This is a genomic window from Burkholderia sp. Bp9143 (assembly GCF_003853645.1).
GTDB lineage: Bacteria > Pseudomonadota > Gammaproteobacteria > Burkholderiales > Burkholderiaceae > Burkholderia.
Genome location: NZ_QTPO01000005.1, coordinates 34,787 through 54,334, shown reverse-complemented (window position 1 = coordinate 54,334; position 19,548 = coordinate 34,787). Strand labels below are relative to the sequence as shown.

15 protein-coding genes are annotated in these 19,548 nt (G+C 64.8%); 12 read left to right on the top strand and 3 right to left on the bottom strand.

The genetic code is table 11. The annotated features are described in order from the left end of the window. Window positions 1-45: 45 nt before the first annotated feature. Entirely contained in the window at window positions 46-1,908 is a 1,863-nt protein-coding gene (locus DIE23_RS04985) for an ABC transporter ATP-binding protein (protein ID WP_124611089.1), read from the bottom strand. A 485-nt stretch (window positions 1,909-2,393) separates the two neighbouring features. Here DIE23_RS04985 and DIE23_RS04975 point away from each other — a divergent pair, with 485 nt between their 5' ends. After that, complete coding sequence (locus tag DIE23_RS04975) at window positions 2,394-3,275, top strand: Dyp-type peroxidase (protein WP_124611088.1); 882 nt, start codon at window positions 2,394-2,396, stop codon at window positions 3,273-3,275. A gap of 100 nt (window positions 3,276-3,375) precedes the next feature. Here the strand turns inward: DIE23_RS04975 and DIE23_RS04970 are convergent, their stop codons facing one another. Further along, complete coding sequence (locus tag DIE23_RS04970) at window positions 3,376-3,777, bottom strand: OsmC family protein (protein WP_059466564.1); 402 nt, start codon at window positions 3,775-3,777, stop codon at window positions 3,376-3,378. Window positions 3,778-3,895: 118 nt separating this feature from the next. Further along, on the bottom strand, window positions 3,896-4,816 hold the full coding sequence (locus DIE23_RS04965) for a LysR family transcriptional regulator (protein WP_124611219.1): 921 nt from the start codon (window positions 4,814-4,816) through the stop codon (window positions 3,896-3,898). A 521-nt stretch (window positions 4,817-5,337) separates the two neighbouring features. Here DIE23_RS04965 and DIE23_RS04960 point away from each other — a divergent pair. From DIE23_RS04960 to DIE23_RS04910, 11 genes are all read left to right on the top strand, one after another. Further along, complete coding sequence (locus DIE23_RS04960) at window positions 5,338-6,447, top strand: helix-turn-helix domain-containing protein (RefSeq protein ID WP_260435973.1); 1,110 nt, start codon at window positions 5,338-5,340, stop codon at window positions 6,445-6,447. Window positions 6,448-7,051: 604 nt separating this feature from the next. Beyond that, window positions 7,052-8,467 carry an undecaprenyl-phosphate glucose phosphotransferase gene (locus tag DIE23_RS04955; protein ID WP_124611087.1) on the top strand — a complete coding sequence of 472 codons (1,416 nt, stop codon included), beginning with the start codon at window positions 7,052-7,054 and terminating at the stop codon, window positions 8,465-8,467. Window positions 8,468-8,689: 222 nt separating this feature from the next. Next, on the top strand, window positions 8,690-9,736 hold the full coding sequence (locus DIE23_RS04950; protein ID WP_124611217.1) for a polysaccharide biosynthesis/export family protein: 1,047 nt from the start codon (window positions 8,690-8,692) through the stop codon (window positions 9,734-9,736). Next, a complete protein-coding gene (locus DIE23_RS04945) occupies window positions 9,733-10,182 on the top strand; it encodes a low molecular weight protein-tyrosine-phosphatase (protein ID WP_124611086.1) in 450 nt (149 codons plus the stop codon). The genes DIE23_RS04950 and DIE23_RS04945 overlap by 4 nt, the downstream gene beginning before the upstream one ends. 40 nt (window positions 10,183-10,222) lie before the next feature. Further along, entirely contained in the window at window positions 10,223-12,475 is a 2,253-nt protein-coding gene (locus DIE23_RS04940; protein WP_124611085.1) for a polysaccharide biosynthesis tyrosine autokinase, read from the top strand. Window positions 12,476-12,494: 19 nt separating this feature from the next. Then, window positions 12,495-13,673 (top strand): non-hydrolyzing UDP-N-acetylglucosamine 2-epimerase, encoded by a 1,179-nt coding sequence (wecB, locus tag DIE23_RS04935; protein WP_124611084.1) that lies wholly within the window; start codon window positions 12,495-12,497, stop codon window positions 13,671-13,673. Between the two features lie 30 nt (window positions 13,674-13,703). Next, a complete protein-coding gene (gene wecC / locus DIE23_RS04930) occupies window positions 13,704-14,960 on the top strand; it encodes a UDP-N-acetyl-D-mannosamine dehydrogenase (protein ID WP_124611083.1) in 1,257 nt (418 codons plus the stop codon). A 4-nt stretch (window positions 14,961-14,964) separates the two neighbouring features. Next, window positions 14,965-16,305 carry an oligosaccharide flippase family protein gene (locus tag DIE23_RS04925; protein ID WP_124611082.1) on the top strand — a complete coding sequence of 447 codons (1,341 nt, stop codon included), beginning with the start codon at window positions 14,965-14,967 and terminating at the stop codon, window positions 16,303-16,305. After that, window positions 16,302-17,120, top strand: coding sequence for a glycosyltransferase family 25 protein (locus DIE23_RS04920; RefSeq protein ID WP_124611081.1), 819 nt, complete (start codon window positions 16,302-16,304; stop codon window positions 17,118-17,120). Before DIE23_RS04925 ends, DIE23_RS04920 begins: the two co-directional genes overlap by 4 nt. After that, entirely contained in the window at window positions 17,113-18,423 is a 1,311-nt protein-coding gene (locus DIE23_RS04915; RefSeq protein ID WP_124611080.1) for an O-antigen ligase family protein, read from the top strand. The genes DIE23_RS04920 and DIE23_RS04915 overlap by 8 nt, the downstream gene beginning before the upstream one ends. Then, window positions 18,420-19,547 (top strand): glycosyltransferase family 4 protein, encoded by a 1,128-nt coding sequence (locus DIE23_RS04910; protein ID WP_124611079.1) that lies wholly within the window; start codon window positions 18,420-18,422, stop codon window positions 19,545-19,547. Before DIE23_RS04915 ends, DIE23_RS04910 begins: the two co-directional genes overlap by 4 nt. The last annotated feature ends 1 nt before the right edge of the window (window position 19,548 follow it).

The following is a 19,548-nucleotide window of genomic DNA, read 5'->3' as shown; positions in this document are numbered from 1 at the left end:
GGCGGCAGCAACCATACAGTCGGGCCATATCACGACCTGCCTGGATCAGGCCTCCGCCGGTTCCCCCAGCGGGCCGGCATCACCGTTCACCATGCGCCGCGGCGTATCGATCAAGCCCTTCGCCAGTTCCAGCGCCTGCCGCTCGAACAACCGGCGATACACCCCGCCGTTGATGCGGATCAGCGCGTCGTGGTCGCCTTCCTCGATCACCTTGCCGCGATCGAGCACGAGCAGGCGGTCGAGCGAGCGTACCGTCGACAGCCGGTGTGCGACGACGAGCGTCGTGCGGCCGACCATCAGCCGCTCCATGGCCTGCTGGATCAGACCCTCGCTTTCACTGTCGAGGCTCGACGTCGCTTCGTCGAGGATCAGGATCGGCGCATCCGCGAGGAACGCACGCGCGATCGCGACGCGCTGGCGTTCGCCGCCCGACAGCTTGATCCCGCGCTCGCCAACGAGCGTGTCATAGCCGTCCGGCAGCGCGACGATGAAGTCGTGCGCGCTGGCGAGACGCGCGGCGCGCTCGATCTCCGCGCGGCTCGCGTCGGGACGCGCATACGCGATGTTCTCGGCGAGCGTGCGGTGGAACAGCACGGGTTCCTGCTGGACGATCGCGATCTGGCTGCGCAGCGAATCCTGCCGCACCTGCGCGATATCCTGGCCGTCGATCGTGATGCGGCCGCCCGACACGTCGTACAGGCGCTGGATCAGCTTGATGAACGTCGTCTTGCCCGACCCGGAATGACCGACGAGGCCGACGCGTTCGCCGGGCGCGATGCGCATCGAGAAGTCGTCGTACAGCGGCACCGGATGGTTGCCGTAGCGGAACGTCACGTGCTCGAAGCGGATCTCGCCTTGCCCGATCCGGATCGCCGGCGCACCGGGCCGATCGTCGATGCCGAGCGGCTGGCGCTCGAGCGCGACGAGCTCTTCCATGTCGTTGACCGAGCGCTGCAGGTTGCGGATGTGCATGCCGACGTCGCGCAGGTAGCCCTGCAGCATGAAGAACATCGTCAGCGAGAACGCGATGTCGCCGACGCTCGCTTCGTCGTTCGCCCACAGCCGCAGCGCGACGCCGATCATCGCCGCCTGCATCGCGACGAGCATCGCGCCCTGCAGCCCGCCGTTGAACGTGCCGCGCACCCACGTGCGGCGCGTGCGCTGACGCCACTTGCCGATCACGCGCGCGAGCCGCGCTTCCTCGCGCGTTTCGGCGCCGAAAGCCTTGACGACCGCGTTGCAGCTCACCGCGTCCGCGAGTGCGCCGCCCATGCGCGTGTCCCACATGTTGCCGAGCCGCGCGGCCGGCGCGACGATGCCGAGCGACACGGCGACCGTCACCGAGATGTACAGCAGCGAACCCGCGCCGACGACGAGCCCCATGACCGGCCAGTGCGTGCCGAGCAGCACGGTCGCGCCGACGAGCATCGTGACCGACGGCAGCAGCGCGATCAGCACCGTGTCGTTCAGCAGGTCGAGCGCCCAGATCCCGCGCGTGATCTTGCGCACGGTCGACCCCGCGAAGCTGTTCGCGTGCCAGTCGGTCGAGAAGCGCTGCACGCGATGGAACGACGCGGCGGCGATCTCGCTCATCATCTTCAGCGTGAGCGTGATGATGTTCAGGTAGACGCCTTGCCGCAGCAGCGTCGCGCCGATGCCGAGTGCGGCCAGCGTGCCGAATGCGGTGACGGCCGAATGCCACGCGGCGGCGCGCTCAGTCAGGCCGGTCGACAGCGCATCGACGAGGCGGCCGGCGAACAGCGGCGTGAGCACGTCGGCAAGCGCGCCGAGCAGCGCCAGGGTCGCGATCGTCGCGATGCGCGCCGGCTGCTTGCGCCAGTAGCGGAATGTGAAGCCGAAGACGGCCTGGAATGCCTGGCCGCCCAGATGGGTGGTTTTTCTGGTCATGTATCGTTGCCCGGCGCATCGCGCGACGGGACTTTCCGGTTCGGAGAACGTCGAAAACGCAACAGCCGGGCCGCGCGGACGACGCGGGCGAAACGAAACGGGCTGTCGGGAAAATGCGCGGGCTGGCGGGTTAGCGGACCACTCGGGAGCCGGCGCGGACGACGGGCAGGATCAGCCGCGTCGTGGGACCACGTTCGGGAAGGTTGCTGGCATTCGTAACATCTGCACCTCCCTGAAGTGAACGGTTGAAAGGACGCCGAAAAGACGTGAAGGGATTTTATCAGGCATGCCGGATTCGCCGCAACGTCTGACGAATGCGGCGTGGCAGCATCGATACGGTTAGTATCTGGGGTTTCGGCCCTTTTTCGCGCGCGTTGCGCGGTGCGGTGCCGCACGGGTCGGCGGGCCGCATCGATTACACTTTGCCGTTGCGCCCCGGCCGCTGCGGCCGCGCGGATTCACCCCGATACATTCCTGAGGAAACGATGAGCGACGTTCAGCAAGGCATCCTGGCTCCGATCGACACGGCGGCCCGATACCTCACTTTCACGATCTCGAACCACGCCAATGTGGCAGCGGCGCTGAGGGCATTGCGCGAACTCGTCGACGGGCGCGACACGGTCGCCGGCTTCGGACAGGCGCTGGCCGCGCACCTCGGGCGCCCGGTTCCGGGCCTCACCGAATACCCGGCGTTCGCGGTGAACGACCGCACGCTGCCGATCACGCCGGCCGACGTCTGGGTCTGGCTGCGCGGCGACGATCGCGGCGAACTCGTGCTGCGCGCGCGGGCGATCGAGCGGGCGCTTGCGCCGGCGTTCGCGCTGCAGGACGCGGTCGACGGGTTCCGCTATGCGACCGATCGCGACCTGTCGGGTTACGAGGACGGCACCGAGAACCCGACCGGCGACGACGCGCTGGCCGCGGCGATCGTCACGGGGCAGGGTGCGGGGCTCGACGGTTCGAGCTTCGTCGCGGTTCAGCAATGGCTGCACGACTTCGACCGGATGGAGCGCATTGCGTCGGGCGACATGGATCACATCATCGGCCGCCGCCGCTCGGACAACGAGGAGCTCGACGACGCGCCCGAGTTCGCGCACGTGAAGCGCACCGCGCAGGAGAGCTTCGAGCCGGAGGCATTCATGCTGCGCCGTTCGTCGCCGTGGTCGGATGCGCGCCGCGCGGGGCTCTACTTCGTCGCGTTCGGCTGTTCGTTCCGCGCGTTCGACGTGCAGATGCGCCGGATGAGCGGCGCGGACGATGGCATCGTCGACGGCCTGTTCCGCTTCACGCGGCCGCTGACGGGCGCGTATTTCTGGTGCCCGCCGGTGAAGGACGGCAAGCTGGACCTGTCCGCGCTCGGGCTGTAAGCGCCGGACGACATCCGCAAACGGGCGGGCCGCGCATCGTGCGCGGCCCGCCCGTTTTGCTTGTTACGTATCGATCGTGTGCGGCACGGGACGCCGCCCGTCAGTTCAGTGTCGTTTCGATGCGCGTGCCGCGCTTGATGAACAGCGTCACCGGCGTCTTTTCGCAGATTTCCGCGAGCCGCTGGCGCTGCGCGTCGTCGAGCGGGCCGTCGAGCGTCACGACGCGGCGCACGTATTGCTGTCCTTCGCGATCGGCATGCAGTTCGGTGCGCACGTCGATGCGCACGGCGGGCCACGTCTTGCGCTGCATATACATGCGCAGCGTCGCGGCCGTGCATTGCGCGAGGCCGGCCAGCACGAACTCGAACGGCGCCGGCCCGAGGCCCTGTCCGCCTTCGCGCGGTGCTTCGTCGCCGGTCAGCGCGTGCGTGCCGGCCTGCAGCTGGACGACGTAGTCGGGCGCGTCGGCGGCGAGGGTGGCGGCAGCGTGGATGAGCGGCATGGCAAGTCTCCGGTAGGCGGGAAAGAGGGGGCCGCGACGGGGCGCGGCGTGCGAGCCGCCAGCATACCGTCTCGATGGAAATCGCGGGCGCCGCGTGCGTCGATGGGGCTGGTCGGGATCAGCCGGCGACGCCGGCACTCCGGCGCACGAGCGCCGCGACGCGCTCGCGCACCCACTGGTGCGCGCGGTCGGTCTCGCGCGACTCGTGCCAGTACGCGAGCAGCGGAAACGGCTTGAGCCGCAGCGGCAGCGGCTGCACGGCGATCGGCAGCATCGCCGCCATGCGCAGCGCATACGTGCGCGGCAGCGTCAGCAGCAGGTCGCCCGCCGCGGCGATCTGGCAGGCGGCGAAGTAATGCTGGCAAACGAGCTGGATGTGACGGAAGCGCCCGTCGTTGCCGAGCAGCACGTCGAGCGATTGCGGTTCGCCGAGCGACGACACCGCGATATGCCGCGCGGCGAAATAGTCGCCGCGCCGCAGCGGACCGCTCGTCAACGGATGGTCGTGCCGCATCGCGACGACGAGCGAATCGTCGAGCAGGTGCTCGGTCGCGATGCGCGGCCCGGTCTGCACACGTCGATCGACGGCCAGATCGAGATTGCCCGACGCGAGTTCGCGTTCGATGTCGTGCACCGCGACGCGGCGGCTCACGAACCGCAGGCCCGGCGCTTCGCCGGCGAACGTGGCGACGATCTGCGGCAGCGCGATCGATTCGAGCACGTCGCGAATGCCGACCGCGATGCTCAGGTCGAGTGTCGCCGGGTCGAATGCCGACGGGTCGCGCGCGGCGCGTTGCAGGCCGGCGAGGTGAAGCTGCACGTCCGCGATGATCGCGCGCGTGCGCTCGGTCGGCACGACGCGATTGCCCTGGCGCACGAACAGCGGGTCGTCGAAATGCGCGCGCAGCCGGTTGAGCGCATGCGTGACGGCCGGCTGTGTCAGGTGCAGCGCGCGGGCGGCCGCGCCGATGCCGCCGTGCACGTAGACGGCATCGAGCACGCGGAACAGGTTCAGGTCGAGGCGATGATCGGCAGGCACGTAGCGCGGCATGAAAATGGGAACAAGCGCGATTTTAAAACGCCCGGGCGGTAGTCGGTGATCGTGTCCGAACGCCGACAGCACGGCGCGCGCAATGCTGTCCGATTACGTGAATATCCGCTGATCCGGCGTGCGGTAACGTTTGCGACGGTCTGACTTTCCATTGGTGAACGATTTCTATTAATTCGGCATGCGCAAGCGGCATCAATGAAAGACATTCAATAATCTTTAAATCCGACCGTTGGGGTGAGCGAGTATTTATCGCGCATGGAACGCGTACGCCGCGACCTTCGAAATCGATTATTCTCGGCGTCCGCAGAACGTATTTATCGACGCATGCGGCATGAAAAAGCCGCCGAGCTTGTTTCAATCCGCCACAACCCTGTCAGTGTCGGACAGTTCAGCTGCGGATCCTGGTTGAAAGATATGATGCGGACGCTTTTTCGGGCACAGAGAAGCGCATCGATTAAATAAAAAGCGCATTTGAGAGAAGTAGGCAGGAACAAACGGGGGCTTGGCTTGTGGATGCTGGTGAACAACGGGTAGTTGTCGTCTTTTTGAGTGCGGGTTTCCCGCTGGCCCAGGCGGCGTACATGATCGAGGCGTTCAACCTCGCCAATCGCCTGCTGCCCGTGGGCGCTGGATATCAGGTGAAGTTCGCGTCCGCCGGCGGGGGATTGGTGCCATCCTCGTCCGGTGTGCAGGTGACGACCGACATGCTCGACGATCCGGATGTGCGGTGCGTGCATGCGTTTTTCCATCTCCACGGCGGCCATGTGCTGATCGCGTGGACCGAGACGCTGCTGTCCCGGCTCCGTAGTGCGCATGCGCAAGCGCGATGGATCTGGGACGACGTGAAGATGCCGGCGATGCCCGTGTCGAAACGGGCCGGTGTGCGGCAGCCCGCGGCATCGATATTGAGCCTCGTTTCCGCTTCCGGCCACGTCGACGCGCCGACCCGGGCGCCGGACATGCTTGCCGTTTTGCTGGAATTGTTCAGACATGAGATCGGCGCCACGGCGGCCGATGAAATCGAACGGCACCTTCGGCGCGATTCCGGCGAACGCGTCGTGCCGTCGACAGCGTGGTCCATGCGCGAACTGGCCGCGACTCAACCGATTCGGGCGGCCATGCAGCAGCTGCGTGCGCGCAGTGTCGGGCGTATCTCGATCGTGCAGGTGGCGCAGGCTGTCGCGATGAGCGAGCGCAACCTTCTGAGGCGCTTCAAGAAGGAAGTCGGGGTGACACCGACGGAATTCGTATTGAGCATTCGTCTCGAGCGCGCGTGCCACATGCTGATTCACACGAGCCTGCCCGCCGACAAGATCGCGCGTCGCACGGGCCTCGGTAACGGCGAGCGCATGGCGAAGCTGTTCAGGCAACACCTTGCGCTGTCGCCGACCGAGTTTCGCATCATCGAGCGCGAGCGAATCGCACAGGCCGGAATCGGGCTGACGTGCGCGCCGCCCGTGGGTCGCCGGTGCGACACGCTATCGTTCGACCCGCCGAACGCACGATCGAAGAAGAGCAGCCGATACTGGAGCGGAGCCGCGACTCGGTTGGAAAACGATGACGTGTCGGTGCCGGGAAGCGCGTGCGTTACGCCACATGTTACGCGACGCGTAACGTAACAACAGCCCTGCGACGTATCACGCGCACGGCACACGCAGAAATCCGATTCGTGAAGGATGTCGCGTAATTCACGGATTCCACGAGGGTTTCCGTCGGATGCGGAACGGGCGCGAGTCCGATTTGCCGGTCTGGCATGCTTTCTGCTTATTTCCCTGCATGCCGCAGTATTTAACATCAATAACATCAGACCAATCATGCATTCAATTACGACATCAGGAATCGGCGCCGGGGAAATGCCGCCGATATCCATCATCTGCGCTTCACATCGCACGCGGGCTCTTTCGCACGCGCGACAGCGCCGGATCCCGCACCCCTGATTCAAACATCGATCGAATCGCGACATATGCCGCTTTGAGTGGCACGCCGATCATGCACGTTCGCGTGCTGCTTGGCGTACGTGGTGCAGTACACGCAGATCTGAATCAATAGCCTGAAATCGCCGTTCCCGGTCGGACGGAGAATGACGAATAGGAATCCTAATATGGCGACCATCTGTCGAGGGAAGTCGGCAATGCCGCGGCGTGCCATGTCGGCATCGTTCGTCGCATGGCGCGCGCATCCGTATCCCGAAGCCGACGGTCGCATTTCGAGCACGGTGGCGAGATGAGCGAATCGACCCGTTTCGAGTACCGATCGGTAGCGCCGAGCGCGCAAGGCGCGGTCGCGCGTTCGCTCGACCTGATCCTGGTCGTGTTCGGCGCTGTGCTGGCGTCACATTTTCGGTTCGACGAGGCTGCGAATGCACGGCTCGACGCGTCGGTCGTTGCATTTTCGTGCGCGTTTTCGATGATGCTGTTCCCGATGTTCGGCGTGTACCAGTCCTGGCGCGGGCGCTCGTTGCTCAGGCTCGCCGGGCAACTGGCGCTGGCATGGCTGATCGCGCAGGCCGGCGCGCTGGTGGTGACGTTCATCCTGCACAAGTCGGGGGCCGTGTCGCGGCTTTGGTTTGCGTACTGGACGGGCATGACGGGGGCATCGCTCGTCGTGGCGAGGCTTGCCGTCCATGCGATGCTGCGCCGGCTGCGGCATGCGGGAATGAATCTGCGACCGGTCGCGGTCGTCGGGCGCGGCGAGTATTGCCGACGCGTATTGCGCACGATTGCCCGGTCGCCGGAAAGCGGCTTTCGTGCGGCCGCCGTATTCGATGTCGATCCCGAGTCGGGGGTGCCGTTGTCGGGCATTCCGGCGTTCCGGAGTGGTGGCGAGTTCATCGCCTATGTGCGCCAGCAAGGCATGCGCGAACTGTGGCTTGCGCTGCCTTTGTCGGAAGAGCGAACGATTCTGCGCTTCGTATCCGAATTTCGCGATGAGCTGGTCAACATCCGCTTCATGCCGGACGTCAGTGCGTTGTCGCTGTTCGACAGTGCGTTGACGGACGTGCTCGGTGTGCCGGCGATCAATCTTGCCGCATCGCCCTTGCCGCCGCATGCGCTGCTGAGCAAGGAGATCTTCGACCGCTGTTTCGCGGCATTCGCGCTCGTCGCACTGCTGCCCGCGATGCTCGTCATTGCGATGGCCATCAAGGCGACGTCGCGCGGGCCCGTGTTTTTCAGGCAGCGCCGCAAGGGTGCGGACGGGCGTGTGTTCCGAATCTACAAATTTCGCACGATGCGCGTGCATGCGGAGCAGCCGGGCGTCGTGAGGCAGGCAACCCGCAACGATGCGCGCATTACGCCACTGGGGCGGTTCCTGCGCCGCACGAGTCTCGACGAGTTGCCGCAATTCATCAACGTGCTGCTGGGCGACATGTCCGTCGTCGGGCCGCGCCCGCACGCGCTGGAGCACGACGAGTTGTATCGCAAGGTCGTCGATCGCTATATCCAGCGCTACCGGATCAAGCCTGGCATCACGGGCTGGGCGCAGGTCAACGGATATCGCGGCGAAACGGATCGCATCGAGAAGATGCAGCGGCGCGTCGAGCACGATCTCTATTACCTGCAGAACTGGTCGTTCGGGCTGGACATGCGGATCGTCGGTGCGACGATTCTGAAAGGGTTTGCGGGGAGTAATGCGTATTGATCGCGGACGGCGGCGAGACGGACGCGCCGGGTGTGAGGCTCGCTGAAGCAACGAGGGAAGGCGGGTGTGTAAAAGAGTGTCGATGAAATCAGAACCATGAACAATCGAGTGAAACAAGCTGTCCATTCCGGCTCGCCAGGCCTGCGCGTCCGCTGGACGACAATGCTCATCGCCGGCGCCTGTCTGGCGCTGTCGGGGTGCGCCGTTGCGCCCGGGATGCGTATGACCGGACCTGCCACGCTCGCGGTATCCGGTGGTGATGGAAAGGCACCTGCGGAGTCGATGCGGATTCCTATCGAAGAGATCAACGCGACACTGATTCGGCAACTCGGCGAGACGACCAGCGCCGACGACGGCGCGCGCATCGGATCGCTCGTCGGGAAGGCGCAACCCTATACGCTGGGCGCTGGGGACGTGCTTCAGATCACCGTCTGGGATCATCCGGAACTGACGCAGGCTCAGGGCGCGCCGCAACAGACCAACGGACGCCCGTTCGATCCGCCGCAAGGCTTCGTCATCGACAATACCGGCAACGTGCAAGTTCCGTATGCAGGCAACGTGCATGTGGCCGGATTCACGATCGAGGAAGCGCGCAAGGCGATCACGAACGCAATGGCCCGCTACTTCGTCACGCCGAAGATCATGGTTCGGGTCGCATCGTTCAGGGCGAAGCAGGTTTACGTCGACGGGGAGGTGCGTACGCCCGGCAATGTGCCGATCAACGATATTCCGATGACGTTGTTCGAGGCGGTCAATCGCGCGGGCGGGTTCGCCGCCACCGCGGATCAGAGCCATCTGGTCCTCGTGCGCGACGGCGTGTCGTATCCGCTCGACCTCCCGGGCATGCTCGCACGCAACGTGAATCCCGCGTCGATTCTGCTGCGCGATGGCGATTTGCTGCGGGTCGTTCCACGAGAGGAAAACGGTGTCTACGTGATGGGCGAGGTGACGAGGCCGGTGACGGCATTGCCGCTGCGAACGGGCAAGCTGACCCTGAGCGAGGCGCTGTCCCAGGCCGGCAGCCTCAACAGCACGAGCGCCGACGCCGCGCAACTGTATGTGATCCGGGGCATGCAGGGCGGGACGCCGCAGGTTTATCACCTGGACGCACGATCGCCGGTATCGATGGTGCTGGCGAACCAGTTCGAGTTGCGGTCCAAGGACGTCGTCTATGTCGATGGCAACGGCCTCGTCCGGTTCAGCCGGGTTCTGAGCCTGCTGATGCCCGCGATCAACGCAGGCCTTACCGCGGCAATCGTCTCGAAATGATCAAGCATCTGCTCGTCGTCTGCCATGGCAACGTGTGCCGCAGCCCGATGGCGCAGGGGCTGTTCCAGCGCCTGCTGCCTGGCGTGTCGGTGTCGTCGGCAGGCCTGTCGGCCAGGAACGGGATGGCGATCGATCCCGTTGCCGCGGCGCTTTTGAAGACGCGGGACATCGACATGTCAGGACATCGTGCGAGGCGCCTCGACGTGCACATGTGCAGCGCGGCCGATCTGATTCTGGTGATGGAGCTTGAACAACGCAAGGCGATCGAACGCTTCCATCCGGCGTCGCGCGGGCGCATCTACCGCATCGCCGAGGCATTTCCGTCCGACGTGACGGATCCGTACCGGCGTTCGCAGCGAAGTTACGACTATGCACTCACGTTGATCGAGCACGGTGTCAACGACTGGGTGGAGCGTATCGGCAACCTGATCGAGCGTGCCCGTTGAGCCCGTCCGGCTCGTTAGTCAAAGGATATCGGCAGTCACCATGAATTCCATGAAAGCAACACCGCATTTCTCGCGAGACTCCGATGAGGTCGACATTCGGGGCCTCGCCGACATGATGATCAAGAACGCCAGGGTCATCGCGCTCGTGACAGGCGCGTTCGTGCTGTTCGGCGGCTTGTACGCACTCGTCGCCAAGCCGGTGTACAGCGTCGACATCGTCGTGCAGGTCGAAAGCAACGGCGCCGACATGATGGGCGGGGCGGCCGGCAGCCTTGTCGGCGGACTCAGCTCGCTGTTCGACGTGAAGTCGACGGACGACGGCGAAATGGAAATCCTCCGCTCCAGACTCGTTACCGAGCCGGTCGTCGCGGACCAGCACCTGGCCATCGAAGCCGTACCGAGCCGGTTTCCGATAGTCGGTGCGGTGATCGGGCGCTTCAACAAGAAGCTCTCCACGCCGGGGTTGATGGGGCTGGGCGGCTTCGTGTGGGGAAGCGAACGCATCTCGGTTCCGACCTTCGACGTACCGCGGGATTTCCTGGAAGACCGGTTCTTCGTGACGTTTCTGGGTGATGGCCGCTATCGCTTCTCCGGCGGTGATCTGGACGGTGACATCGTCGGCCGGGTCGGTACGCCGTTGCATGTCCGTACGCAGGCCGGCGACGTGACACTGACGGTAGCGGCGATCGAAGGACGGCCGGGCGCTCGCTTCGTCCTCAGGGCATTCTCGAAGCAGAAGATGCTAACGAAGCTTCAGAAGGCGCTGACCATCACCGAAAAGGGCAAGGACCAATCCGGCGTCATCGGCGTCACGTACGAAAGCGACGACCCGATCCTGGGCGCCGGCGTGCTGAACGAAATTGCCGACAATTACGTCCGCCAGAATGCGGACCGGAAGGCGGCGACCGCCGAGAAATCGCTGCAGTTTCTGAATGCGCAGGTCCCGGACGTCGAAAAGCAGCTGCGCGCGGTCGAGGATCGTCTGAACGCCTACCAGACCAAACATGAAGTGATCGACCTGACGGAGCAGGCGAAAGCCATGCTGAATCAGTCGGTCATCGCGCAGACATCGTTGTTCGAACTGGAGCAGAAGCGCAAGGCGCTTGCGTCGGTTTACACGCCGGCACATCCGCAACTCGCGTCACTCGACCAGCAGATCGCGGCGGCCAAGGCCAACGTGGGCACGTTCAACGATGCAATCCAGCGCCTGCCTGACGCGCAGCAGAACATCGTCCGGCTGCGGCGCGACGTGACCGTTCAGACCGAGATTTACGTCGGATTGTTGAACAGCATCCAGCAATTGCGGCTCGCGACGGCCAGCAAGATCGGCAACGTGCGCGTGATCGATCATGCGATCGTGCCGGACCAGCCGGTGTGGCCGAAACCGGTGCTCGTCGTTGCGCTGGCCGCCGTGGTCGGCCTGGTGGTCGGCGCGTGTGTGGCAATCGCGCGCGCAGTGCTGTTCGGGGGCGTGACCGATCCGTCGGAGATCGAGCGCGACGCCGACCTGAACGTAATCGCGACGATTCCGCTGAGTCCGGTCCAGCGCCAGTTGACGCGGACCGGGACGGGCGCCAGCAAGGAAGCGACGATCCTCGCATTGGCCCGGCCGCACGAGCCGGCGGTCGAGGCGCTGCGAAGTCTGTGCACGGCGCTGCAGTTTCTGCTGCTCGACCGGCCCAACAACAACGTGGTGCTGATCACGGGGCCGGCTGCCGGCATCGGAAAATCGTTCATCTCGGCGAACGTGGCGGCGCTGCTCGGTCAGTCGAACAAGCGCGTGCTGCTGATTGACGGCGATCTGCGCCGCGGGCGCCTCGCCAAGGACTTCGGGATTCAGTCCGCGCCAGGATTGTCGAGCGTCCTGCGTGCCGAAGCCGCCATCGACGACGCGATCGTTCGCGACGTGTCGCCGCACGTCGATTTCCTGCCGACTGGCCCGCGCGTGGGGCAACCGGTCGAGCTCTTCGCGTCCAATGGCCTCGCCACGGTACTCGCCGACGTCTCGCATCGCTACGACATCGTGCTGCTCGATGCGCCGCCGCTGCTGCCGGTCACCGACGCGACGGTGTTTGCGCTGCACGCGGGCACGATCCTGCTCGCCGCGCGTTCCGGCATGACGACCCAGGGCGAGATCCTGGAATCGGTGAAGCGGATCGAACGCGTGGGCGCGACGGTGACGGGCGTGGTGTTCAACGGATTCCGCCCGGGACTGCGTTCCGCGCAATACGGGAATTACGGCGCGTATGCGTACGAAGGCGCCGATGCCGACGCACGCGTCGAGCGGATGTGAGCCGTTCTGGGAGAAGCCGATGACTGTTCGTCATGAAAACATTCTCGTCACTTTCGGCACGCGGCCGGAAGCGATCAAGATGGCGCCTGTCGTGCGCCGCCTGAAGTCCCGCGCCGGTGTGCGGTGCGCGGTTTGCGTGACGGCGCAGCATCGACAGATGCTCGATCAGGTGCTCGACCTGTTCGGTATCGTGCCCGATTTCGATCTCGACCTGATGCGCAACGGACAGACGCTCGGCAACCTGACCGGGCGGATTCTCACGACGCTCGATCCGGTACTCGAGTCATTCAGGCCGGACCTGGTGCTGGTGCATGGCGACACCACGACGACGCTGGGCGCTTCGCTCGCGGCCTATTACCGCCGTATTCCGGTGGGACACGTGGAGGCCGGGCTGAGGACAGGGAATCTGTACGCGCCGTGGCCTGAAGAAGCCAACCGGAAAATGACGGGCACGCTTGCCCTGCATCATTTCGCACCGACCGAGACGTCGAAGGCGAACCTGCTTTCCGAGGGTGTGTGTGCCGACCGGATCCACGTGACAGGCAACACGGTCATCGACGCGTTGCTGACGGTCACCGAACGCCTGGCACGTGAGCCGGAACTGGCCGCCCGGATGCGCGCCGCATTTCCGTTCCTGACGGACGAGCGTCGAATGATACTTGTCACGGGGCACCGGCGCGAGAATTTCGGCCCGGGTTTCGAACAGATCTGCGACGCGCTGGCCACGATCGCGACGCGCTTTCCCGAGTGCCGGATCGTCTATCCGATGCATCTGAATCCGAACGTCCGCGAACCGGTGACGCGCTGGCTCGGCGACATCGAAAACATCGTCCTGATCGAGCCTCAGGAATATCTGCAGTTCGTCTATCTGATGAGTCGCGCATGGCTGATCCTGACCGATTCGGGCGGCATTCAGGAGGAGGCGCCGTCGCTCGGCAAGCCGGTCCTCGTGATGCGCGACACGACGGAGCGGCCGGAAGCCGTTGCGGCCGGCACCGTCCGCCTCGTCGGCACCGACACGCATCGCCTGGTCAGCGAGGTCACGCAACTGTGGGAATGCTCGGGCGTGTACGACTCGATGGCCAGGGCCCACAACCCCTATGGCGACGGCCGCGCAAGCGAGCGCATCGTCGACCTGCTGACGGCGGCGCCGTCCGATTCCCGCGCGGCGCTAGCCGTGGCTGGCCGGCTTGCGTGAAGCCCAATCACAATACAGCGAGATCAACTCATGTCCTTCGATGTCATTTCCGTCATCGGCCTCGGCTATATCGGCTTGCCGACTGCCGCGGCATTCGCGGCGCGACGTAAATCGGTCGTCGGCGTCGACGTCAACCGCGCGACCGTCGACACGATCAATCGCGGCGAGGTGCATATCGTCGAGCCGGAGCTCGACATGCTCGTGCGCGCCGCAGTGACGCAAGGACACCTGCGCGCCACCGATACCATCGAGCCGGCCGATGCCTTCCTGATCGCGGTTCCGACGCCGTTCGGCGCAGGGCACAAGCCTGACCTGACCTATGTCGAGGCGGCGAGCCGCGCGATAGGGTCCGTCCTGAAGAAGGGCGATCTGGTCGTGCTGGAATCGACGTCGCCGGTCGGCACGACGGAGAAGATCGCGGCGTGGCTGGCCGCGATGCGGCCCGATCTCACGTTCCCGCAGCAGGCCGGCGAACAGTCGGATATCCGGATTGCGCACTGCCCCGAGCGCGTGCTGCCGGGGCATGTGATTCGAGAACTCGTCGAAAACGATCGCGTGATCGGCGGCATGACTCGACGGTGCAGCGAGCTGGCCGCCGAACTGTATCGGGTCTTCGTGCGTGGCGAGTGCGTACTGACCGATGCGCGGACGGCCGAGATGTGCAAGCTGACCGAGAATTCGTTCCGCGACGTCAATATCGCATTCGCCAATGAACTGTCGGTCATCTGCGAGTCGCTGGATATCAACGTATGGGAGCTGATCCGGTTGTCGAACCGGCATCCGCGCGTCGACATCCTGCAACCAGGACCCGGCGTCGGCGGCCACTGCATCGCCGTGGATCCGTGGTTCATCGTCGATTCGGCGCCGGAGCACGCACGCCTGATCCGCACCGCGCGCACCGTCAACGACGACAAGCCGAACTACGTGCTGGACCGGATCGAGCAGGTCGCGAAACGCTTTCGCGAGCCGGTGATCGCATGCTTCGGGCTGGCGTTCAAGGCCGACATCGACGACCTGCGTGAAAGCCCCGCCATCGGCATCGTCAGGGAGCTGGCGAATCGCGAGATCGGGCAGGTCATTGCCGTCGAGCCGAACATTCGCCGGCTTCCCGATTCGCTTGAAGGGCGCGTGGCGCTTGGCGAAGTGGCGGATGCGCTCGCACGTGCGGATATCGTGGTCATTCTCGTCGATCATCGGCAATTCAAGCAGATCGATCCGATGAAGCTGCACACGAAGATCGTGATCGATACGCGCGGCTTGCTGGCTCGCCAGCGGCAGGCGGCCTGATTCGATGACTGCGCACATGTCGAACGCAACGCGTGCGATGACTTCGCCCGGCCCGCGATCGGGCGGGGCGAGGCTCGGGCGCAATCTCGCCGCGATGCTGTTGTGGCAGGTCGGTATGTACGTCGTTCCGCTCGCCACGTTCCCGTATCTCACCCGTGTGCTCGGCCCGGTGCAATTCGGTGTGGTCGGCTATGTGACGGCGCTGACGATGTATGGAACGATACTGACCGAATGGGGGTTCAACCTCAGCGGTCCGCGCGCGGTTGCGCAATGCGGCGGCGATTCGCGACGGTTGAGCGAGCTAGTCTGGTCGATCGTCGGCGCAAAGGCGTGCCTGTGTCTGGTGTCGTGTGCGATTCTCACGGTCGTGCTGATGACCGACCGGTCGCTGGCCGCCATGTCCACGACGATCTGCATCGGCTGGCTGGGTGTCGTCGCGAACGTCGGGACGCTCAACTGGCTATTGCAGGGCCTCGAGCGGTTTCCGGCGTTCACGGCCGTCGCGCTGGCAAGCCGGTTCGCGGCGCTGCCGCTGACATTCTGGCTCGTCCGCTCGCCTGCGCACGTCGACATGGCGATCGCAATCCAGTCGTTGACGGCGATGCTCGCGGCCGGCGGGTCGATGCTGATGGCGCATCGTCTGGGATTGCTGGGCAATCGGCAGCTGTCGTGGCGCGCGATTCGTGCGCAACTGATCGCGGGCGCCGACATGTTCGTGTCGACCGCGTCGGTCAGCCTGTTCAGTGCTGCCAACGCGGTGATCGTCGGTGCGATCGCGGGACCGTATCAGGTCGGGCTGTACGCGGCGGCGGACAAGCTGAAGACCGCAGGCAACATGGTGCCTGCCCAGATCAACACGGTTCTCTACTCCCGAATTTCCGCGCTCTTCGCGGACCGGCAGCCGGAGAGTGCGCGGGCGGCAGCGCGTCTGACGGTATCCGGGGGCATCGCGATCGTGCTCGTGACGGGTCTGGGCATTGCGGTCTGCCTGTCCATGTCGGACATGCTGACCCGGATCGTACTGGGACGGCAATTCGCCGGCGCTTCGTCGGTCGTGAACGTCCTTTGCGTGTCGACGTTGTTCGGCAACCTCGCCTATTTCCTCGGTCTGCAGGTGCTGGTTCCATTCGGGGGCGCACGACGGCGCGCCCGTGTGATGCTCGCGGCGGGAGTGCTCAACATCCTGCTCGCGCTGCTGCTGGTTCCGCGGTGGGGCGCGGCCGGCGCGGCTACCGCTTACCTGATTGCCGAGATTGCTTTGCTGGCGGCCTTCGCATTCTGGATCGTCTGTTCGGCAACGCTGCGCCAGCACTTTGCGCCGCGCAGGCGTGAGGGCGTGTCATGACAATCGATATTCACGTGATATCGCTGGCCGATTCGCCGAGACGCGCGTCGATCCGGCAGATCCTGAGCTGTCACGGCGTCGATTTCAGTTTCGAGGACGCATTCGACGCAAGGGGACTCGACCCGGCCGCGTGCGCGGCCATGACCGATACCGCGAAGGTCATCGGGCGCTACGGACGACCGCTGAGCCGCGGCGAAATCGGTTGCTTCATGAGTCACGTCGCCGTGTGGGGAAAAATCGTGCGATCCGGACGTGCGGCGATCGTGCTTGAAGATGACGCGATGCTCGATGGCATGCTGTTCGAACGTTTCCTGTCGACGCCTGCCGAGATGCTGTCGGCCCATGCGGATCTCGTGCTGCTCGGCCGCTCGAAGCTGCCCCGCGATCGCGCGACGCGCACCTATCTGTACGAGCCGCTGAAGCGGGTCCGGCGAATCGGCGGGCTGCGGATCGGCGTGCCGTTCAAGCAATGGACGAGCGGATCGGTGGGTTACTGGATCAGCATCGACGGCGCGCGCAAGGCGCTCGAACATGCGCGCGGCCCGGTCGGCGCGCTGCTGGACGACTGGCCGTGGCATCGGGATAACGGCGGGCTGCGCATCGCCGAGTTGCGCCCGTACGCCGTATGGGAGGCGTTCGAGACGATGCCGAGCGTCATTGAATCCGGTCGTGCCGCGCTGTCGTCGCAGCGTCACGGCGCGCTCGAACTGCTGTTCAAACCGCTGCGTGTCATGCGTGCCGTCTTTCGCTGGCTGATCGTGGCGGCGCTGACGGTCACCGCGTCGCGCGGCAAACTCTTCGCTCGCCATGGATGACAGCGTTCGCTTCCCGTACAGCACGCGCTCGCCGCGATTCGTTGCCGATCCGGCCACGCGAATCGCAGCGACGCTGGTATGGGTCATCCTCGGGATCGGGCTCGTCCTGTCGCCGTTTGGCGATTTTCTGTCCGTGTACTTGACGAAGAGCGCGGCATCGCACGGCGACGACGCGCGCATCTCGTTGCTCGTTCGCGGCGTGATGATCGCCGGCCTTCTGGCGGTCACGCTGTCGGGGCTTCGCGCGCGGATGTCCGGCGTACGCGTGACGATGGCGGCGATGCTGGCGATCTGCGTGACGCTCGGCGCCTATGTGCTGGGCGTGCTGAACGATCGCGAGGTAGTCGAGCAGAGCGTGTTCGTGATGAAGGTGTTCTCGTTCTTCGTCTATCCGGCAGCCATGGCGCTGCTCAGCGACCGGCGTCTCGCGCAGATCGAATCCGCGGTATTCGTCGTACTGCTCATCTACGGCGCATCGATCGTGATGGGCGCGGCGATGTCGATCGAGATGTTCCGCAGCTATCAGGCGGAGACGCACATACGGTCGGGATACAAGGGCATCGTCTATGCGCAGAACGAAGCCGCGGCATTGATCGTCGTTGCGCTCGGATTCAGCTATCTGCATGCGCTGGTACGCGGCTGGAGCGCACGCAGCATGGCGTTGACGGCATGCATGCTGGTCGCGGCAATGTTGTCCGGGACGAAAGGCGCGGTGATCGGCGCTCTGGGAATGACCTGCGCCTATTGTTACGCGCGATTCGATGCCATCACGGCAACCCGCTATGTCGGCATGGCTATCGCGGTGCTGATGTCGTCCGCGATCCTCGCGTACCTGTTCATTCCCGCGGTCAACGACGCGGTCGAACTCAGCCTGCGCTATTTCTCGCATCAGGGTGGCCGTATCGGCAGCGACAAGGTCGTCACGCTGCTGCTTTCGGGGCGCAATCTGAAGTTCGCGAACGTTTGGGACGATCTTCAGCAAAGCAATTTCATCGCAATGCTGACCGGCGGATATCCGGTCGTGCGCTACATGGTCGAGATCGACATTCCGGATTTGATCCTGATGCTGGGATTGCCGCTCTTCAGCGTGTACATCATCGCGCTTTCGCGCGCATTCGTGCGCCGCGGTCCGCGGGCCATGTCGCGCAAATTCGGTCGGCTGTTCTTTGTCGTACTGCTCGCGATGGCATCGACGGCGGGGCACGTGCTGGGCTCCGCCGTGATCAGCCCGTTTCTCGGATTGATCGCGGTCATGATCCGGCGCGACATGCAAAGGGTGGCTCGGGAGGCGGCGCGCATATGAAAGATGCAGCAATGAGCGCGCAACAGCCGGTCGGCATGCGTCTGATACGCGTATTGCATGTCGGACCCGGGTACGGCCAGCGAGGTGGAATCGCGTCGGTGCTGGACGAACTGTATGCACAGCGCGATGCATTCGCGAACGCGTCGATCCAGATCACGTTTTGCGGTACACACGGCTTTCAGAACGCACGCGACGTGGCCGGTTTCATATGGCTTGACGTCGCGCGATTTCTGCGGGCGGTCTGGCGTGTGGACGTCGTGCATTTTCACGTATCGGAGCGAGGATCGTTCTATCGCAAGCTGCTGTTGTGGCGGATCGCGAAACTCTTGCGGCGGCGCGTCGTCTTCCATCTTCACTCGGGAAATTTCGATCGTTTTGCCGACCGAGCCGGACCGTTGACGCGTCGGGCGGTCGCCTGGTTTGTCGGCGGCGCGGACGCCGCAGTCGGCGTTTCAGCGGCATGTACGCGTGTGCTGAACCGGTTCAGGCGCGGCGGAGCCGATGCACGCGTGATCGCCAACACCGCGGTCAACGCGCAGAACGCAGCGACACCGGGAGGGGTAGCTGCGGTGGCCGCACGGCCGTACATCGCGTTCGCCGGCCGACTGTCTGAACAGAAAGGGCTCGCGACACTGATTGATGCACTGGCGCTGCTGAATCGGAACCAGTGCGCGATCGACCTCGTCCTCGCCGGCGACGGCGATACGCGACGATGGCGCGACTACGCGCAGAGCCAGGGCGTGGCTGATCGCGTCCAGTTCGCCGGGTGGCTCACAGGCTCAGGCAAATCCCGGTTCTACCGGGAAGCGACACTGTTCTGTCTGCCGAGCCGATTCGAATCGTTCGGCATCGCCGCACTGGAAGCGATGTTTCACGGGGTGCCCGTGGTGGCGACTCGCGTGGGTGGGCTGAGCGAGCTCGTCGATGATGGCGTCACCGGATATCTCGTCGAGGCGGACGATGCGACGGCGCTCGCGCGATGCGTGCATGACATTGCCCGCGATCGCGCGCTTCGCGAACGAATGGGGCAGGCCGCCCGCGAGCGCGCACATCGTTTGTACACGACCGAGAAGATCGTTGCTGGGTACGTGGATTGTTATCGACAACTAGCCGGAGGGAGCTGAC

Bases quoted from the DNA above. Each gene is read 5' to 3' on its own strand.
- DIE23_RS04975 (WP_124611088.1), top strand. From the start codon at position 2,394: ATGAGCGACGTTCAGCAAGGCATCCTGGCTCCGATCGACACGGCGGCC.
- DIE23_RS04925 (WP_124611082.1), top strand. From the start codon at position 14,965: ATGACTGCGCACATGTCGAACGCAACGCGTGCGATGACTTCGCCCGGC.
- DIE23_RS04970 (WP_059466564.1), bottom strand. From the start codon at position 3,777: ATGCCGCTCATCCACGCTGCCGCCACCCTCGCCGCCGACGCGCCCGAC.
- wecB (WP_124611084.1), top strand. From the start codon at position 12,495: ATGACTGTTCGTCATGAAAACATTCTCGTCACTTTCGGCACGCGGCCG.
- DIE23_RS04920 (WP_124611081.1), top strand. From the start codon at position 16,302: ATGACAATCGATATTCACGTGATATCGCTGGCCGATTCGCCGAGACGC.
- DIE23_RS04945 (WP_124611086.1), top strand. From the start codon at position 9,733: ATGATCAAGCATCTGCTCGTCGTCTGCCATGGCAACGTGTGCCGCAGC.
- DIE23_RS04955 (WP_124611087.1), top strand. From the start codon at position 7,052: ATGAGCGAATCGACCCGTTTCGAGTACCGATCGGTAGCGCCGAGCGCG.
- DIE23_RS04910 (WP_124611079.1), top strand. From the start codon at position 18,420: ATGAAAGATGCAGCAATGAGCGCGCAACAGCCGGTCGGCATGCGTCTG.
- DIE23_RS04915 (WP_124611080.1), top strand. From the start codon at position 17,113: ATGGATGACAGCGTTCGCTTCCCGTACAGCACGCGCTCGCCGCGATTC.
- wecC (WP_124611083.1), top strand. From the start codon at position 13,704: ATGTCCTTCGATGTCATTTCCGTCATCGGCCTCGGCTATATCGGCTTG.
- DIE23_RS04950 (WP_124611217.1), top strand. From the start codon at position 8,690: ATGACCGGACCTGCCACGCTCGCGGTATCCGGTGGTGATGGAAAGGCA.
- DIE23_RS04940 (WP_124611085.1), top strand. From the start codon at position 10,223: ATGAATTCCATGAAAGCAACACCGCATTTCTCGCGAGACTCCGATGAG.
- DIE23_RS04985 (WP_124611089.1), bottom strand. From the start codon at position 1,908: ATGACCAGAAAAACCACCCATCTGGGCGGCCAGGCATTCCAGGCCGTC.